Annotated in this window: 13 protein-coding genes; 7 read left to right on the plus strand and 6 right to left on the minus strand. The window is 70.7% G+C overall.

The annotated features are described in order from the left end of the window. The first annotated feature begins 95 nt into the window (after positions 1-95). Complete coding sequence (locus ACIGXX_RS33015; RefSeq protein WP_399981168.1) at positions 96-1364, plus strand: extracellular solute-binding protein; 1269 nt, start codon at positions 96-98, stop codon at positions 1362-1364. 47 nt (positions 1365-1411) lie between these two features. Here the strand turns inward: ACIGXX_RS33015 and ACIGXX_RS33020 are convergent, their stop codons facing one another. Then, positions 1412-2974 carry an MFS transporter gene (locus ACIGXX_RS33020; RefSeq protein WP_361466296.1) on the minus strand — a complete coding sequence of 521 codons (1563 nt, stop codon included), beginning with the start codon at positions 2972-2974 and terminating at the stop codon, positions 1412-1414. A gap of 62 nt (positions 2975-3036) precedes the next feature. Between ACIGXX_RS33020 and ACIGXX_RS33025 the strand changes: the two genes are divergently transcribed. Then, positions 3037-4041: a transcriptional regulator gene (locus ACIGXX_RS33025; RefSeq protein WP_361466293.1), complete on the plus strand. Its 1005-nt coding sequence runs from the start codon at positions 3037-3039 to the stop codon at positions 4039-4041. Positions 4042-4694: 653 nt separating this feature from the next. Here the strand turns inward: ACIGXX_RS33025 and ACIGXX_RS33030 are convergent. Next, positions 4695-5702 carry an RNA polymerase sigma factor RpoD/SigA gene (locus ACIGXX_RS33030; protein ID WP_399981172.1) on the minus strand — a complete coding sequence of 336 codons (1008 nt, stop codon included), beginning with the start codon at positions 5700-5702 and terminating at the stop codon, positions 4695-4697. Positions 5703-5886: 184 nt separating this feature from the next. Between ACIGXX_RS33030 and ACIGXX_RS33035 the strand changes: the two genes are divergently transcribed. Together ACIGXX_RS33035 and ACIGXX_RS33040 are read left to right on the plus strand one after the other, a co-directional pair. After that, positions 5887-6429: an N-acetyltransferase family protein gene (locus ACIGXX_RS33035; RefSeq protein ID WP_351162829.1), complete on the plus strand. Its 543-nt coding sequence runs from the start codon at positions 5887-5889 to the stop codon at positions 6427-6429. Between the two features lie 81 nt (positions 6430-6510). Continuing rightward, positions 6511-7542, plus strand: a complete 1032-nt coding sequence (locus ACIGXX_RS33040; protein ID WP_399981176.1) for a questin oxidase family protein — start codon at positions 6511-6513, stop codon at positions 7540-7542. A 34-nt stretch (positions 7543-7576) separates the two neighbouring features. Here ACIGXX_RS33040 and ACIGXX_RS33045 read toward each other — a convergent pair whose 3' ends face one another. Next, complete coding sequence (locus ACIGXX_RS33045) at positions 7577-8359, minus strand: class III extradiol ring-cleavage dioxygenase (protein ID WP_361466287.1); 783 nt, start codon at positions 8357-8359, stop codon at positions 7577-7579. 120 nt (positions 8360-8479) lie between these two features. On the opposite strand from ACIGXX_RS33045, the gene ACIGXX_RS33050 reads away from it, so the two are divergent. Continuing rightward, the gene (locus ACIGXX_RS33050; protein WP_351162823.1) at positions 8480-8995 is read left to right on the plus strand and encodes a MarR family transcriptional regulator; all 516 of its coding nucleotides are present in this window, start codon (positions 8480-8482) and stop codon (positions 8993-8995) included. Positions 8996-9026: 31 nt separating this feature from the next. Here ACIGXX_RS33050 and ACIGXX_RS33055 read toward each other — a convergent pair whose 3' ends face one another. Further along, positions 9027-10535 (minus strand): MFS transporter, encoded by a 1509-nt coding sequence (locus ACIGXX_RS33055; RefSeq protein ID WP_351162821.1) that lies wholly within the window; start codon positions 10533-10535, stop codon positions 9027-9029. Between the two features lie 141 nt (positions 10536-10676). Continuing rightward, positions 10677-11333 (minus strand): helix-turn-helix domain-containing protein, encoded by a 657-nt coding sequence (locus tag ACIGXX_RS33060; protein ID WP_351162819.1) that lies wholly within the window; start codon positions 11331-11333, stop codon positions 10677-10679. A gap of 309 nt (positions 11334-11642) precedes the next feature. Here ACIGXX_RS33060 and ACIGXX_RS33065 point away from each other — a divergent pair, with 309 nt between their 5' ends. Beyond that, positions 11643-12926, plus strand: a complete 1284-nt coding sequence (locus tag ACIGXX_RS33065) for a M6 family metalloprotease domain-containing protein (protein ID WP_361466281.1) — start codon at positions 11643-11645, stop codon at positions 12924-12926. Positions 12927-12935: 9 nt separating this feature from the next. Here ACIGXX_RS33065 and rho read toward each other — a convergent pair whose 3' ends face one another. Next, the gene (gene rho / locus ACIGXX_RS33070; RefSeq protein WP_361466278.1) at positions 12936-14147 is read right to left on the minus strand and encodes a transcription termination factor Rho; all 1212 of its coding nucleotides are present in this window, start codon (positions 14145-14147) and stop codon (positions 12936-12938) included. A 352-nt stretch (positions 14148-14499) separates the two neighbouring features. On the opposite strand from rho, the gene ACIGXX_RS33075 reads away from it, so the two are divergent. Continuing rightward, positions 14500-15318 (plus strand): 3-hydroxybutyrate dehydrogenase, encoded by an 819-nt coding sequence (locus ACIGXX_RS33075; protein ID WP_399981182.1) that lies wholly within the window; start codon positions 14500-14502, stop codon positions 15316-15318. Positions 15319-15371 lie beyond the last annotated feature (53 nt).

Consider the following 15371-nt stretch of genomic DNA (forward strand, 5'->3'; position numbering starts at 1 on the left):
GGGCACGTTGTGCCTGTGTGGCAGAATCTGCCACCGTACGAGAGCCATGAGATCCGAGCCGTGAGATCCAGTGCGTTACGAAGGTGGCAAGCCCGGTGCGTCGTCGACAGTTCCTGACCAACTCCGCCGGCCTCACCGGCGCATCCACGCTCGGACTCGGACTCGGCGTCAGCCTCAGCGGCTGCGCGTCCGGCAGCGACACCACCACCCTCGAAGTCCTCGTCGCCAGCTACGACAAGAGCGTCGGCTCCTCCATCGGTGACCAGTGGGACGGCCTGGTCACCGCCTTCGAGAAGGCGCACCCCACCGTCAAGATCGCCCTGGAACGCGTCCCCTTCGACAAGCTCGACCGGACGCTCGCCCGCCGGGTGAAGGACGGCAACGCCCCCGACATCGCGCAGTCGAACATCTTCGCGCCCTACGCCGAGGACGAGCAGCTCTACGGCGCATCCGACCTCTTCGACATCCGCACCGAGGCCGACTTCACCCGCTCGTACGCCGAGGCGGGATCGGTCAGGCACATCCAGTACGGCATCCCGTTCCTCGCCAGCACCCCGCGCCTCTTCTACAACACGGCCCTCTTCAAGCGGGCAGGCATCAACGGCGCCCCCACCTCCTGGGACGAACTGCTCAAGACGGCCCAGGCGTTGAAGGGCATCGGCGTGAAGACCCCCTACGGGCTGCAGTTGGGGCCGGAAGCCGCCGAGGACGAGACCCTGTCCTGGCTGCTCGCCGACGAGGGCGGCTACTCGGGTCTGGCCGGCTACGACTTCCACACCGCCGGCAACGTCCGGACGCTGACCTGGCTGCGCGACGAACTGGTCGCGAAGGGGCTCGCGGGCGCGGACCCGGCGGGGCTCAACAGGACGGCGGCGTACGAGCAGTTCATGCGCGGCACCATCGGGATGCTGATCGCGCACCCGGTACTCATGGGCGCCGCCGACAAGGTCAAGTTCCCTTACGCGCACGCCGCGTTCCCGGCCCGGAGGGGCGGGGCGGCAGCTCCCGTGGGCCTGAGCGACTGGCTGATGGCGTTCAAGCAGAACGGCCACCGCGACGCGTGCGGCACGTTCCTCGGCTACCTCTACGGCCGCAAGTCCGCGAAGGCGTACGGCGGGGGCCAGGCCGCGCTCCCGGTGACCAGCTCGGCGTCCTCGGCGCTGCGCGCGGACGCGGCGCAGCGCCCGCTGTGGAAGTTCATCGACCAGATGCCGCAGGCGCAGTTCCAGCCGGTCAGCCTGCGCTCGTGGCCGACGGTCCGGGCGACCATCCGCAAGGAGATCGGCGCCGCCGTCGTGAAGGGCGGCAACCCAGCCGCCGTACTCGAATCCCTGGACACGACGGCGGCCCAGGCGGAGCTCTAGGCTCCACCCGGGCCGCACCCGCCACTCCCCCCCCTCAGGGGGTCAGGTCAAGAGGTCAACGCGGGCTCCCGCTCCGGGAGTTCACCGGCGCCCCCGGCGACGACCCCGTCCCCGGCGTCACCCGCGTCACCGGTGTCCCCGCCCTCGACATGCTGTCGCGGCTTGCCCGGCAGGGCGAACATCAGCAGGAAGATGACGACGAGCACGCCGACGACCCACCACAGCGAGTTCTGGAACGCGCCCACGATCTCCATCGGCACCTCGCTGCGCGCCGCCTTCTCGTCGATCATGCCGAAGAACACCACGGAGACCAGGCCGAGCCCGAGCGCCGTACCCATCTGCTGCACGGTGTTGAGCAGCCCGGACGCCGACCCCGAGTGCTCGCGCGGCACGTCCGACAGGATGGCGTCCGTCAGCGGCGCGACGATGAAGCCCATGCCCGCGCCCATCACGACCAGCGGCAGCGCCATCTGCCAGGACGCGATGTCCGCGCCGTACCGGTCCGCCTCCCAGATGTAGAGCAGTACCCCGGCGGCCATGACGAGCGCGCCGCCCTGGAGCACCTTGCGGCCGAACCGCGGCACGAGCTTCTGCACGGACATGCCGGCCGCCACCGACACGGCGATCGAGAACGGCACCCCGGTGGTGCCCGCACGCAGCGCGCTCCAGCCGAGCCCCGTCTGCATGTACACCGTCCAGACCAGGAAGAAGATGCCCATCGCGACACCGAACACGGTCTGCACCGCGATGCCCGCCGCGAAGCTCTTCACCTTGAACAGGGACAGCTCCACCAGCGGCGAACCGTCCTTGGCCGCCTTCGCCTTCTCGTACGCGATGAGCGCGCCGAAGACGGCGACTCCGCCCGCCATCACGGCGTAACCCCACAGCGGCCAGTCCAGCTCCCGGCCACGGGTGAGCGGGTAGAGCACCATCAGCAGGCCGAGGGTGACCAGGACGACGCCGACGAGGTCGAGCTTGAGCGCCTTCGGCGCCTTGGACTCGGTGATGAACTTGCTGCCCAGGATCAGTCCCACGATCCCGACGGGCAGGTTGATCAGGAAGATCGGGCGCCATTCGAGCCCGAAGAGGTTCCACTGCGTCAGCAGCGCGCCGAGCAGCGGACCCGAGACGGCGCCGAGCCCCACGACCATCCCGAAGAGCCCGAAGACCTTGCCGCGCTCGTGCGCGGGGAAGGTGGCGTGCACGATCGACAGGACCTGCGGCACCATCATCGCGGCCATGCCGCCCTGGAGAATCCGCGACGCGACCAGCATCTCCGGGTTGGCGGCGAAGCCGCAGAGCGCGGAGGCGACCGTGAAGCCCGCGATCCCCAGGAGGAACATCCGCTTGCGCCCGTGGATGTCACCGAGCCGCCCGCCGGTGATGAGACCGGCCGCGAACGCGAGTGCGTAGCCCGCGGTGATCCACTGGATCTGGCTGTACGAGGCGCCTGCGTCCTCCTGGATGGACGGGATCGCGATGTTGACGATGGTGACGTCGACGAGGTCCATGAAGGCCGCGGTCATCACGATGGCGAGGGCGAACCAGCGACGCCGGTCGGCGGCGGCTGCCGTTCCTGGCACGGGTTTCGCGGAGCTGCTGTAAGTCATGAGAGAAGACTAGAAGTCATATAGGCCAGAAGATGTCCTAGATGGGCGGCATCCTGTGTGACATGACTTCGACTTCCGGCACGACCTCCGAACGGTCCGGCGGTACGGACACCCCGGCTCGGCTGCTGCAGCTCCTCTCCCTCCTCCAGACCCCACGCGAATGGCCGGGCGGCGAGCTCTCGGACCGGCTCGGCGTCAGCCGCCGCACGGTGCGGCGCGACATCGACCGGCTGCGGGACCTCGGCTATCCGGTGCAGGCGAGCCAGGGGGCGACCGGTGGGTACCGCCTGGTCGCGGGCAAGGCGATGCCGCCGCTCGTCCTGGACGACGAGGAGGCGGTGGCGATCGCGGTGGGCCTGCGGGCGGGGGCGGGGCACGCGGTGGAGGGGGTGGAGGAGGCGTCGGTGCGGGCGCTGGCGAAGCTGGAGCAGGTCCTGCCCTCGCGGCTGCGGCACCGGGTGCAGACCCTCCAGATCGCGACGACCCCGCTGACCAGCGGGGACGGCGCCAGCATCGCGCCCGAGACGCTCACGGTCATGGCGTCCGCGGCGGCGGGCCAGGAGCGTCTGCGCTTCGCGTACCGCTCCGGCGACGGCACCGAGTCCCGCCGCCTGACGGAGCCGCACCGGCTGGTGTCGACGGGGCGGCGCTGGTACCTGGTCGCGTACGACATCGACCGCGACGACTGGCGCACCTTCCGGGTGGACCGGGTGTCGTCGCCCTTCGCTACCGGTGCGCGCTTCGTCCCGCGGGAGCTGCCCACGGGGGACGCGGCGGAGTTCATCCGCCGGTCGATGTGGCGGGGCCAGCCTTCGTACGCGATCGACGTGACGTTCGCCGCGTCCGCGGAGGCCGTCGCGGGGGCGTTCCCCTCGGCGCTCGGCACTCCGGAGCCCGTGACGGCCACGTCGTGCCGGCTCCGCTCGGAGGTGACGGACTCCATCGACTGGCTGGCGGTGCGGTTGGCTACGGCGGGCTGCGATTTCGTGGCCCACGGCCCACCGGAACTGCTGGCTTCCCTCCGGAAGCTGGGCTCCCGCATGACCCAGGCGGCCGCCTCCGCCTGAGGCCGTGCGCTTCACCCCACGGGCCGTGGGTCCGCCCCGCGGGCCGCGGAGGTGGCGCCGAGGGCTCTCCCCGCAGGCCGTGGAGAGGGCCCTCCCCCACACGCGCCGCCCGGATCCTTCCCCTGCGGGCCGTGGGTGCCGCCCCTTCGCCGCGCTCTGCGCGGATCTCCTACCTGCGGGCCGTGGGTGCCAACCCCTTCCCGCGCTTCGCGCGGATCTTTCCCTCCCACCCACCCATTGCCCCGGGGTAATCGGGTGGGTGGGCGGGAGAACTCCGCGCGGAGCGCGGGAAAGAACCCGGTGGACGGAACATCTCCGCGCGAAGCGCGAGGACACACCCCATGGGCGGGCGGCCCCCGTGCCCAGCGCGAGGACACACCCCATGGGCGGGCGGCCCCCGCGCCCAGCGCGAGGACACACCCCATGGGCGGGCGGCCCCCGTGCCCAGCGCGAGGGCACACCCGGGGAGCGGGGCCTCCGCGCGGAGCGCGGGAAAGGGGACCCGCCCACCAGCCGCAAGGCAAAGAAATGAGCCCCGGTGCCGGGGGGATGGCACCGGGGCTCAGCTATTGGGCGGCTTCGCGGGGCCGCGCCCAGTCCCCGCCCAGGCCCCGCCCCGCTCAGCTGTAAGGAACCGTCAAGCAGGCCGCCGCCTAAGCCGCCGCGTCGAAGCCCGTGTCCCTCGCCAGCTTCTTCAGTTCCAGGAGCGCGTGCTTCTCTATCTGGCGGATCCGCTCCCGCGTCAGACCGTGCTGCTTGCCGACCTCCGTGAGGGTCCGCTCGCGGCCGTCCTCGATGCCGTACCGCATCTTGATGATGGAGGCCGTGCGCTGGTCGAGGCGGCCGATCAGGTCGTCCAGTTCCTCGCTGCGCAGCAGCGTCAGGACGGACTGCTCGGGCGAGACCGCGGAGGTGTCCTCGAGGAGGTCACCGAACTGCGTGTCCCCGTTGTCGTCCACGCCCATGTTCAGCGAGACCGGGTCGCGGGCCCAGTCCAGGACGTCCGTGACACGCGCCGGCGTGGAGTCGAGCTCCGCGGCGACCTCCGCGGGCTCGGGGTCGCGGCCGTGCTTGCGGTTGAACTCACGCATCACCCGGCGGATCCGTCCCAGCTCCTCCACCAGGTGGACGGGGAGACGGATGGTGCGCGACTGGTCGGCTATGGAGCGCGTGATGGCCTGACGGATCCACCACGTGGCGTACGTGGAGAACTTGAAGCCCTTGGCGTAGTCGAACTTCTCGACCGCGCGCACCAGGCCCGCGTTCCCCTCCTGGATCAGGTCGAGGAGCGGCAGACCGCTGCGCGGATAGCGTCGCGCCACGGCGACGACCAGCCGCAGGTTCGACCGGATGAAGACGTCCTTGGCCCGCTCGCCGTCGGCGACGAGCGCCTCCAGCTCCTCACGGGACGCCTTCGCGCCGGCGCCGGAGCTCTCGACCTCGCCGTCGATTATCTTCCGGGCGAACACACCGGCCTCGATGATCTGGGACAGCTCGACTTCCTTGGCGGCGTCGAGCAGCGGCGTACGCGCGATCTCGTCGAGGTACATGCCGACCAGGTCGCGGTCGGCGATCTCCCCGCCTACGGCGCGAACACTGCGTGCCGCGTCGGTCTCGCCGAAGGTGGCGGACTTACGACGGGCGACGGCACGGGTTGCCATGCGTGCTCCCTTGCGTGTGGAGGTCCTGGTCGGCCCTTTTCACGGGCCTCTGTGGTGGAAACCACACCCTTCCGGGTGCCCTGCTTCCGATGGAAACAACGACTGGAATCCGGACAGAATTCCCAAGCCGCGCATCTATTTTCCTGACGTTGCAGTACCCTGTGCCGCCACAAAGGGAGGCCAGATGCCGTCGGAACGTACAGAGGTGCAGGTCAGGCCGGGCACTGAGGCCGATCTGGGGCCCCTGACCGCTATCTACAACCACTATGTACGTGAGACGGCGATCACCTTCGACACGGCCGTCTTCCTGCCGGAAGAGCGCCGCCCTTGGCTGCTCTCCCATCCTGAAGACGGCCCCCACCGTCTCTTGGTTGCCCAGGAGAGGGATTCCGGCCTGATCCTCGGGTACGTCACGAGTTCTCCTTTCCGGGCCAAGCCCGCCTACGCCACCTCGGTGGAAGTGAGCGTCTACTGCGCGCCACAGGCCGCGGGCCGCGGCATCGGCACCCTGCTCTACAAGGCGCTCTTCGAGGCCTTGGACGGCGAGGACCTGCACCGCGCCTACGCCGGGATCGCCCAGCCGAACGACGCCTCGGGCCGCCTCCACGAACGCTTCGGCTTCCGCCATGTCGGCACGTACCGCGAGGTGGGCCGGAAGTTCGGCCGCTACTGGGACGTCGCCTGGTACGAGCGTCCCCTGGGCCCCCAGCGCCCAAGCGGGACCTAGGTCCCGCAGGTCACGGCCTAGGTCCCGTCCTAGGCCGCAAGGCCGTTACGCCCCTGTTCGCGCCCCGCCTACCGTGCCTCCATGGACGCCACAGCCGACACCACAGGCACCCTCGACGAAGCCCTGAAGCGCCTGCACGCCTGGGGCCCCGAGCGGCTCGGACGGCTCACCAACCACGCCCCGATGGCCGTCGAGGCGCTCGCCGCGCACGGCCGCTCCGGTGATGTCCACCGCTGGCTCGAGCTGTACGCGCCGAAGTTGGAGGGGTACCCGAACGCGGTCGGAACAATCACCGGTGACACCTGGCGCGAGGCCATCGGCGATCCGCGCCGGGCGGCGGACTGGATCGCGTACTTCGGCAGGGAGATCGACGAACGCCCGTGGCGCGACGTCCTCGCCGTGTGGTGGCCGCGCCTGCTGCCGGGCATGTACGGCGGCTCCACGCACCCGGTGATCCGGGTGGGCCACGCGGTCCGCACCCTCCTGACCGGGCCGGAGACCGAACCCCGCCTCGCGGAACTCGCCCACGGCCTCGGCTACTGGGCCGCCCGCCACCACCCCGTCACCGGCGTCGAGCTCCTGCCGCACGAGCCGGGAGGCACCGCGGCCGCCGCCCTGGACGCCGTCGAGCCGATCGCGGACCGGGGCAGCGGCGGCTTCCCCGCCAGGCTGGGCCGGGTCGCGGGGCTTCCCGCGTGGGCGGCCGGTGTGAGCGATCCGGACGAGGCGCACCGCAGGCTCACCGAGCTGGTGCGTGCGGCCACCCACCGGTACGCCACGCACGGCCACGGCGAGGAGACGATGCTGGTGCACGCCGCGACCGCGCCCAACGCCGTGCTGCGCGCCCTGCCCGCGCTGCCCCGCACCCTGTGGGCGCCGAGCCTGCACGCGGCCTGGACGGCTTCGGCCGCCGTGACCTCGATGTACGCGCCGGACGTCCCGGTCGCGTACACACCGCCCGGCACCTTCGCCCCCGAGGAGGTCTTCGAGCGGGCCCTGGCGCACGGCGACGAGCACGTCATCAAGTTCACCGACACGGCACTGGACGTGGGCGACGAGCAGGCCCTGGCATCCGCCCTGCGCGCGATCGAGATCAGCGAGCCGCCCACCTAGAGCGGCACGCCCGTCAGCCGGATCGGCACACCCGTCAGCCGAACTGCACCGACCTCTTGGCGAGCCCCATCCAGAATCCGTCGATCACGCTCCGCTGCCCGCCGAGATCCCCCGAGGCCTCGGCGGCCCCCAGCGTCACGAACAAGGGCGCGAAGTGCTCCGTACGCGGGTGAGCGAGCTCGCCCGCCGGGGACTTGTGCCGGAAGTCGAGGAGACCGTCCACGTCGCCCGCGTCGAGCGCCTCGTGCCCCCAGGCGTCGAACTCCACCGACCACGACGGCGTACCACCCTGGCGCAGCGCCGCCAGGTTGTGCGTGAAGAAGCCGCTGCCGACGATCAGCACGCCCTCGTCCCGCAGCGGGGCCAGCTTGCGGCCGATGTCCAGCAGGCGCCGCGGGTCGAGGGTCGGCAGGGAGATCTGGAGCACGGGGACGTCCGCGTCCGGATACATCTCGACGAGCGGGACGTACGCTCCGTGGTCGAGCCCGCGATCCGGGATGTCCTGCACCGGCGTGCCGGCCCCGCGCAGCAATTTGCGTACGGAATCGGCGAGTTGCGGGGCGCCCGGGGCGGCGTACGTGACCTGGTAGTAGTGCTCGGGGAAGCCCCAGAAGTCGTACACCAGGGGCGTCACCTCGGTCGCGCCGAGTGCGAGTGGGGCCTCCTCCCAGTGGGCGGAGACCATGAGGATGGCCTTGGGGCGCGGCAGCTGCGCCGACCAGGCGCGGAGCTGGTCGGGCCAGAGCGCGTCGTCGGCCAGCGGCGGGGCGCCGTGGCTGAGGTACAGGGCGGGCATGCGCTCCTGGGTTGCGGTCATGGCGACGCCTCCGAGAGAAGTACACAGAACGGCTTACTTGAACTCTCAAGCTCTTGCTTGAGGGTGACCCTACTCCTGCATTGTTTAACTTTCAAGAAAGGGCTGCGTACAGTGGAGTACATGGACACGGCACCCACTTCTCCCCCGGACGGGGAACCGCGCTGGCTCGACGACGAGGAACAGCGCACCTGGCTCGCCTATCTACAGGCGACCACACTCCTGGAGGATCACCTCGACCGCCAGCTCCAGCGCGACGCCGGTATGCCGCACATCTACTACGGTCTCCTGGTCCAGCTCTCCGTCGCCCCGCGGCGCCGTCTTCGCATGACCGAGCTGGCCAGAAACACCAAGATCACCCGGTCCCGCCTCTCGCACGCCATCGCGCGCCTGGAGAAGAACGGCTGGGTGCGCCGCGAGGACTGCCCCTCCGACAAGCGCGGCCAGTTCGCGATACTCACCGACGACGGGTACGAGGTCCTGCGCCGCACCGCGCCCGGCCATGTCACCGCCGTGCGCCAGGCACTCTTCGACCGGCTCACCCCGGAACAGCAGAAGTCCCTCGGCGAGATCATGGTGATCGTCGCCGAGGGACTTCAGCCGAAGGAGGCGGGGGCGGACCTGCCCTGGCTCCGCTAGGCCCTCTGCCGGGTGTGCCGGTCGCCCGGGGTCAGTGCGCGACCACCGGAATCCGGATCTCGTCCTCGACACCCTCGGCGTCGCCCGAGGCGGCCGGAGTGCCGCCCTGGGCGCCGGTGTTGATGAGGGCGAAGGCGATCGCGGCGGCGGCCACGAGGATGCCCACGGCCCACCAGATCGCGCTGGTGTAGCCCTCGACCATGGCCTCGGCCTGCATCAGCTTCTGCGCGGCCGGAGTCGTCGCGCCCGCCGCGTGCGAGGTGACGTACGCGGTCGTGGCGGAGGCGGCGATGGTGTTCAGGAGAGCCGTGCCGATGGCGCCGCCGACCTGCTGCGAGGTGTTGACCATCGCGGAGGCGACACCGGAGTCACGCGGCTCGACACCGTGCGTGGCCAGGGACATGGCGGGCATGAACGCCGTACCCATGCCGAGGCCGAGCAGCAGCTGCGCGGGCATGATCAGCCCGGCGTACGAGGAACCGACCTCGAGCTGCGTCAGGAGCAGCATGCCGAGGGCGGCGAGCACGAAGCCCGGACCCATCAGCAGCCGCGGCGCGACGCGGGTCATCAGGCGGGCGCCGATCTGCGTGGAGCCCGTGATCATGCCGACGATCATCGGCAGGAACGCGAAGCCGGTCTTGACCGGCGAGTAGCCCTGGACGATCTGCAGGTAGTACGTGAGGAACAGGAACAGGCCGAACATCGCGATGATCGCGAGGCCGAGCGAGAGGTAGACGCCACCGCGGTTGCGCTCGGTCAGGACGCGCAGCGGGAGCAGCGGCGACTTGACCTTCGCCTCGGTGAGGACGAACGCGGCGAGCAGGACGGCGGAGCCGACGAACATGCCGATCGTCAGGGAGTCCGACCAGCCGGCCGACTCGGCGCGCGTGAAGCCGTAGACCAGGGCGACCAGGCCGAGGGTGGAGAGGACCACGCCGGGGATGTCGAGCGGCGAGCGGTTGCGGGCGCCGGCCGGCTCACGGATGACGAAGTAGGCGCCGAGCGCGGCGACGGCGGCGAAGGGGATGTTCACGAAGAACGTCCAGCGCCAGTTCAGGTACTCGGTGAGGAAGCCGCCGAGGATCAGGCCGACGGCGCCACCGCCACCGGCGATCGCACCGTAGATGCCGAACGCCTTGGCGCGCTCCTTGGCATCGGTGAACATCACGGCGAGCAGCGAGAGGGCGGCGGGCGCGAGCAGCGCGCCGAACACACCCTGAAGAGCGCGGGCGCCCAGCATCATGGCCTCGCCGGTCGCGGCGCCGCCGAGCGCGGAGGCCGCCGCGAAGCCGATCAGGCCGGTCACGAAGGTGCGCTTGCGGCCCCAGAGGTCGGCTATGCGGCCACCGAAGAGCAGCAGACCACCGAAGGCCAGGGCGTAGGCCGTTATGACCCACTGGCGGTTGCCGTCCGAGATGCCCAGGTCCTGCTGGGCGGAGGGCAGCGCGATGTTCACGATGGTCGCGTCGAGGACGACCATCAGCTGCGCGAGCGCGATGAAGATCAGCGCTTTCCAGCGCCTGGGATCTGTTTCTGACATGGGAGTAGCCACCTAGCGATACGAGTGGTGAAAAAAGTGACGTAAAGAGACGTGTGTGTCGGGTGCTGCGTCTGTTGGTGTGCCGCGTGCGGCTCTATTGGTGTGCCGCGTACGGCGAAGTCGAGTGGGGCCGGGCAGGACTCAGGACTGGCGCAGGTCCTCCAAGGTCGCCGAGGCACCCGGCAGTTCGGATCGGGCCGGCGCCATCAGGCCGTCGAGGAACAGCTGGAGATGGCGGTGGACGAAGCGGTCCATGTTCAGGCACGCGGTGCCGGGCAGCGGCCTGGTGAGCTGGGAGAGGGCGACCATCAGGTCTCCGACGGCGATGTCGGTGCGCAGCTGCCCGGCCGCGCGCGCCCTTTGCATGAGCCCGTCGGTGACGGCTTCGAGCCGCTCACGGGCGTCGACCAGATCCGGGTGATCGGGGTCGAAGGCGGTCTGGAGCATCGGGCACAGGGCACCGATCCGCTCGTCGGCGGAGGCGTGCACGAACCGGCGCAGGGCATCGAACGCGACGCTCGCGTCGGCGTCGGCCGCCGCGATCGCCTCCTCGGCGTGGGCCGAGACGCGCTCGGTGACCAGCAGGACGACCTGGTGGACCAGTTCGGAACGGTCGGCGAAGTGCCGGTAGACCGTGGCGTTGCCGACGCCGGCCCGGCGGGCGACCTCGTCGAGCGGTACGTCGGGGCCGAACTCGACGAACATCTCGCGTGCGGCGGCGACGATCCGCTCCCGGTTGCGCAGGGCGTCGGCCCGCGGGCGGGGCGTGCGGCGCTGTGCAGCGGCGGCGGTCTCCACGACGGCTCTCCTCAAGCTGGTGATCAAGCTGGCGATCAAGCTGCTGACCGGGGTTCGCGGCGGTGCCGGAGCCTCGGACGCGCGATGCGGGGAATCACTCCCCGTTTCGCTCGGACACAGGTCTAAACGGGGAGACAGTCCCCGGATATTTCCCACCGCCCGAGTTTCTTTCTGTGACGCGCGTCACGCCGGCGTACGGGAGAAACCCACGATCGGTCGCACCCAGCGAGCGCCCGCGCACCCTGCGGCAGAGGGTGATCGAAAGGGTGCAGCCAGGACCGGCGGCTGCCGCAAGGGGAAGGCCCACGCATGCAGCAGCCGACCTGGAGGCAGATACGCGGAGCGCGACGTGGCGCGGCACTGGCCACATGCGCCGTCCTTGCCCTCACGGTCACCACATCGGCGAGCACCGGCCGCCTGATGGAGGAGTCCCCCACGGCGGCGGGCCCCGTCTCCCTGGCCCGCGCGACGACACTCAGCCCGTGCATGATCAACGGCACGATGGGCGTCCAGATGTCGGAGGGCATGCCCACCCCCGCCGGCTACTCCCGCTCCACGGGCACCGTCCGGGCCCTGAACCTCATGGTCGACTTCTCGGACGCGCCCGGCGAGGGCAGCGCGCTCGACCGCCTCGCGGAGTTCTTCCCGCAGACGTCGGAGTGGTTTCGCACCAGCTCCTACGGACGGCTCGACTACCGCCCCGAGTCGCCGGTCCAGGACTGGCTGCGGATGCCCAAGAGCTTCAAGCAGTACGGGATAGAGCGCGGCGCCCCCTTCGATCCGGGCTACCGCGAGCTGGTCAAGGACATCGTGGCGGAGGCCGACCCGGACGTGGACTTCCGGGAGTACGACCTGGTGAACATCCTCATCACGCCGAACGCGGGCCCTTCCGCGCTCGACACGGTCCTGTCGGTGACCTTCGCGGGCAACACCGAGGCGCCCGTCGCGGACGGCGTCCCGGTCTCCAACGCGTCCTTCGTCTACAGCCGCCAGGACGACGGCTCGGGCAACTACCGCGAGACGGGCTACCGCGTGCTCCCGCACGAGAACGGCCACGTCTTCGGCCTGCCCGACCTCTACACGCAGGAGGGCGGCGGCGCGGTCGGCCACTGGGACATCATGAGCGAGGACTGGGGCGCCAACAACGACCTGCTGGCCTGGCACAAGTGGAAGCTGGGCTGGCTGGACGACGACCAGATCAGCTGCGCGTCGAACGCCGGCACCACCGAGCACACGCTGAGCCCGCTGCCGACGAGCGGCGGCACCAAGCTCGCCTTCGTGCCGCTGAGCACGACCAAGGGGTACGCCGTCGAGGTGCGCACCCGCGGCGGCAACGACGAGGCGGTCTGCAAGCCCGGCGTACTGATCTACCGGGTGGACGCGGAGGTCGACACGGGCCAGGGCCCGGTCACCGTCTTTGACTCCAAGAAGGACAGCGGCGGCTGCACGCGCCAGCCGAACGTCCACGCGGAGCTCTCCGACGCGACCTACGAGCCCGGCGAGACCTTCACGGACAGCAGGACGGGCGTCCGCATCACGGTGTCGGACATCGACGCCGAGGGCCGCTACCGGGTGCACGTCACGCGCCCGTGAGCGCACGGCTCAGGCGCCGTTGACCTTGGCGGAGCCCGCGCCGGGCACGGTCTGCTGCACCTGCCGCAGGAACGCGGCGTTGTTCGATGTCTTGCGCAGGCGTTCGATGATCGCCTCCAGGTTGCCCTGCGGGTCCCTGCCGTGCAGGGCGCGCCGCAGACCGCGTACGGCCGTCAACTCGTCGGCGGGCACCAGGAGTTCGTCACGGCGCGTGCCGGAGGGGGTGACGTCGACGGCGGGGAAGACCCGGCGCTCGGCCATGCCGCGGTCGAGGCGGAGCTCCATGTTGCCGGTGCCCTTGAGCTCCTCGAAGTAGTAGTCGTCGGCGCGCGACCCGGTCTCCACCAGGACGGTGGCGAGCATGGTCAGGGACCCGCCCTCCTCCGCGAGCCGCGCGGCACCGAAGAGGCGCTTGGGGCCCTGGATGGCGGCGGCGTCGACACCTCCGGAGAGGGTGCGGCCACCGCTGGAGGCCGCGTTGTTGTACGCGCGGCACAGCCGGGTGAGGGAGTCGAAGAGCATGACGACGTCCTTGCCCTCCTCGGTGAGCCGCTTGGCGCGCTCGACGGCGAGTTCGGCCAGGGCGATGTGCTGCTTGGCGGGCCGGTCGAAGGTCGAGGCGAGCACTTCGCCACGTACGGAACGCTTCATGTCCGTGACCTCTTCGGGCCGTTCGTCGAGCAGGACCACCATGAGGTGCGCCTCGGGGTGGTTCGCGCTGACGGCGGCGGCGATCTGCTGGAGCAGGACGGTCTTGCCGGTGCGGGGCGGCGCGACGATGAGGCCGCGCTGGCCCTTGCCGACGGGGGCGACCAGGTCGATGAGCCGGGTCGCGATGCTGCCGCCGCCCTCGCCGGGCGTCTCCAGACGCAGCCGCTCACGGGGGTGCAGCGGGGTGAGATCGCCGAACCGTGCGCGCCTGTGCAGCGCTTCGGCGGAGTGTCCGTTGACCCGTTCGACGGAGGTGAGGGTGCGGGCCTTGCCGCAGGTGCCCTGCACCATGTCGCCCGCACGCAGGCCGAACCGGCGGATGAGCGTGGAAGGGACCTGTACGTCGTTCGGGTCGGGGAGGCAATCGCCGGTACGGAGGTGGCCGTTGGCGTTGTGACTCACGTCGAGGATGCCGGCCGCGGCGACGGCGCGGGTCTCGGCGGTCGTGGTGGTGGTCGTGGTGGTGCTCTGGGTGGTGGTCTTGTCGCGGGTGATGGTTGCGGTACTCATGATGGGGTCCTTTCGCGGACATGCGAATGAGGGGCCCGGCAGGACGGTGGGTGTTCACGTCCCGTGCGTCGGGCGGAGAGAAGAACTGCGGCAGAGTGCTTCGGAGAAATACGGAAGCTGCAAAGCTGCGGGAGCCTCGATGAGGCGGAAGAAAAGAAGATCGGCACCGGCGCCGCAGAAGGCGGCGTACACACGTGCTGTTCGCAAGGTAGCACAGCTTTCGGGTGGCCCGTCGTGACGTGGGTCACCGCATTCGTACCCGATCGGCTGCACCCACCCACATGACGTGCTCCCCGGTTGTGTGGGCCCCACACATGGGAACCCCGCCCGGCGCACCCTTACGTTTCCGGCCATGACGAGCCCCACTCCCCGCGGTGCCGCCCCCGCCGTCTCCCCTACCGTGGCCCCCGTCGTGGCCGCCGCAGGAACCGACCTCACCGGCCGCACCGCCCTGGTCACCGGCGGCGCGAGCGGCATCGGCCGGGCCTGTGCCGTGGCCCTGGCCGCGGCAGGTGCCTTCGTCCACGTCGTCGACCGGCACGCCGACGCGGCCAAGGACGTCGCCGACGGGATCGACGGCGAGGCGCACGCCGTGGACCTCGCCGACCCCGCCGCGGTGGACACCCTGCCCACCCGCGTCGACGTCCTGGTCAACAGCGCGGGGCTGCAACACGTCGCCGCCATCGAGGAGTTCCCCCCGGAGCGGTTCGACCTGATCCAGAAGGTGATGGTCACCGCGCCGTTCCTCCTGCTGCGCCGGACGCTGCCCCACATGTACGCGCACGGCTGGGGCCGCGTCGTCAACATCTCCAGCGTGCACGGCCTGCGCGCCAGCCCCTTCAAGTCCGCCTACGTGGCGGCCAAGCACGCCCTGGAGGGGCTGAGCAAGGTCACCGCCCTGGAAGGCGCGGAGCACGGCGTCACCAGCAACTGCCTCAGCCCCGGCTACACCCGAACGCCCCTGGTCGAGGACCAGATCAGCGCCCAGGCCGCCGCCCACGGCATCGCCCCCGAGCAGGTCCTCACCGACGTGATGCTGCGGCGTTCGGCCACCAAGCGCCTCATCGAGCCCGAGGAGATCGCCGCCGCCGCGCTCTGGCTCTGCGGCCCGCACAGCGGCTTCGTGACCGGTGCGTCGCTGCCCCTGGACGGCGGCTGGACCGCCAGCTGAACCCCCGCTCCCCCGGCGTCACTTCACGTCCCGCACCCGCGTCCCCTACGTCC

Origin of the sequence: Streptomyces sp. NPDC055243 (genome assembly GCF_044544025.1) — a bacterium.
Classification (GTDB): Bacteria; Actinomycetota; Actinomycetes; order Streptomycetales; family Streptomycetaceae; genus Streptomyces.

Excerpts from the sequence above, each read along its gene's own strand:
- ACIGXX_RS33020 (WP_361466296.1), bottom strand. The coding sequence starts at position 2,974 with ATGACTTACAGCAGCTCCGCGAAACCCGTGCCAGGAACGGCAGCCGCC.
- ACIGXX_RS33025 (WP_361466293.1), top strand. The coding sequence starts at position 3,037 with ATGACTTCGACTTCCGGCACGACCTCCGAACGGTCCGGCGGTACGGAC.
- ACIGXX_RS33030 (WP_399981172.1), bottom strand. The coding sequence starts at position 5,702 with ATGGCAACCCGTGCCGTCGCCCGTCGTAAGTCCGCCACCTTCGGCGAG.
- ACIGXX_RS33035 (WP_351162829.1), top strand. The coding sequence starts at position 5,887 with ATGCCGTCGGAACGTACAGAGGTGCAGGTCAGGCCGGGCACTGAGGCC.
- ACIGXX_RS33040 (WP_399981176.1), top strand. The coding sequence starts at position 6,511 with ATGGACGCCACAGCCGACACCACAGGCACCCTCGACGAAGCCCTGAAG.
- ACIGXX_RS33045 (WP_361466287.1), bottom strand. The coding sequence starts at position 8,359 with ATGACCGCAACCCAGGAGCGCATGCCCGCCCTGTACCTCAGCCACGGC.
- ACIGXX_RS33050 (WP_351162823.1), top strand. The coding sequence starts at position 8,480 with ATGGACACGGCACCCACTTCTCCCCCGGACGGGGAACCGCGCTGGCTC.
- ACIGXX_RS33055 (WP_351162821.1), bottom strand. The coding sequence starts at position 10,535 with ATGTCAGAAACAGATCCCAGGCGCTGGAAAGCGCTGATCTTCATCGCG.
- ACIGXX_RS33065 (WP_361466281.1), top strand. The coding sequence starts at position 11,643 with ATGCAGCAGCCGACCTGGAGGCAGATACGCGGAGCGCGACGTGGCGCG.
- rho (WP_361466278.1), bottom strand. The coding sequence starts at position 14,147 with ATGAGTACCGCAACCATCACCCGCGACAAGACCACCACCCAGAGCACC.
- ACIGXX_RS33075 (WP_399981182.1), top strand. The coding sequence starts at position 14,500 with ATGACGAGCCCCACTCCCCGCGGTGCCGCCCCCGCCGTCTCCCCTACC.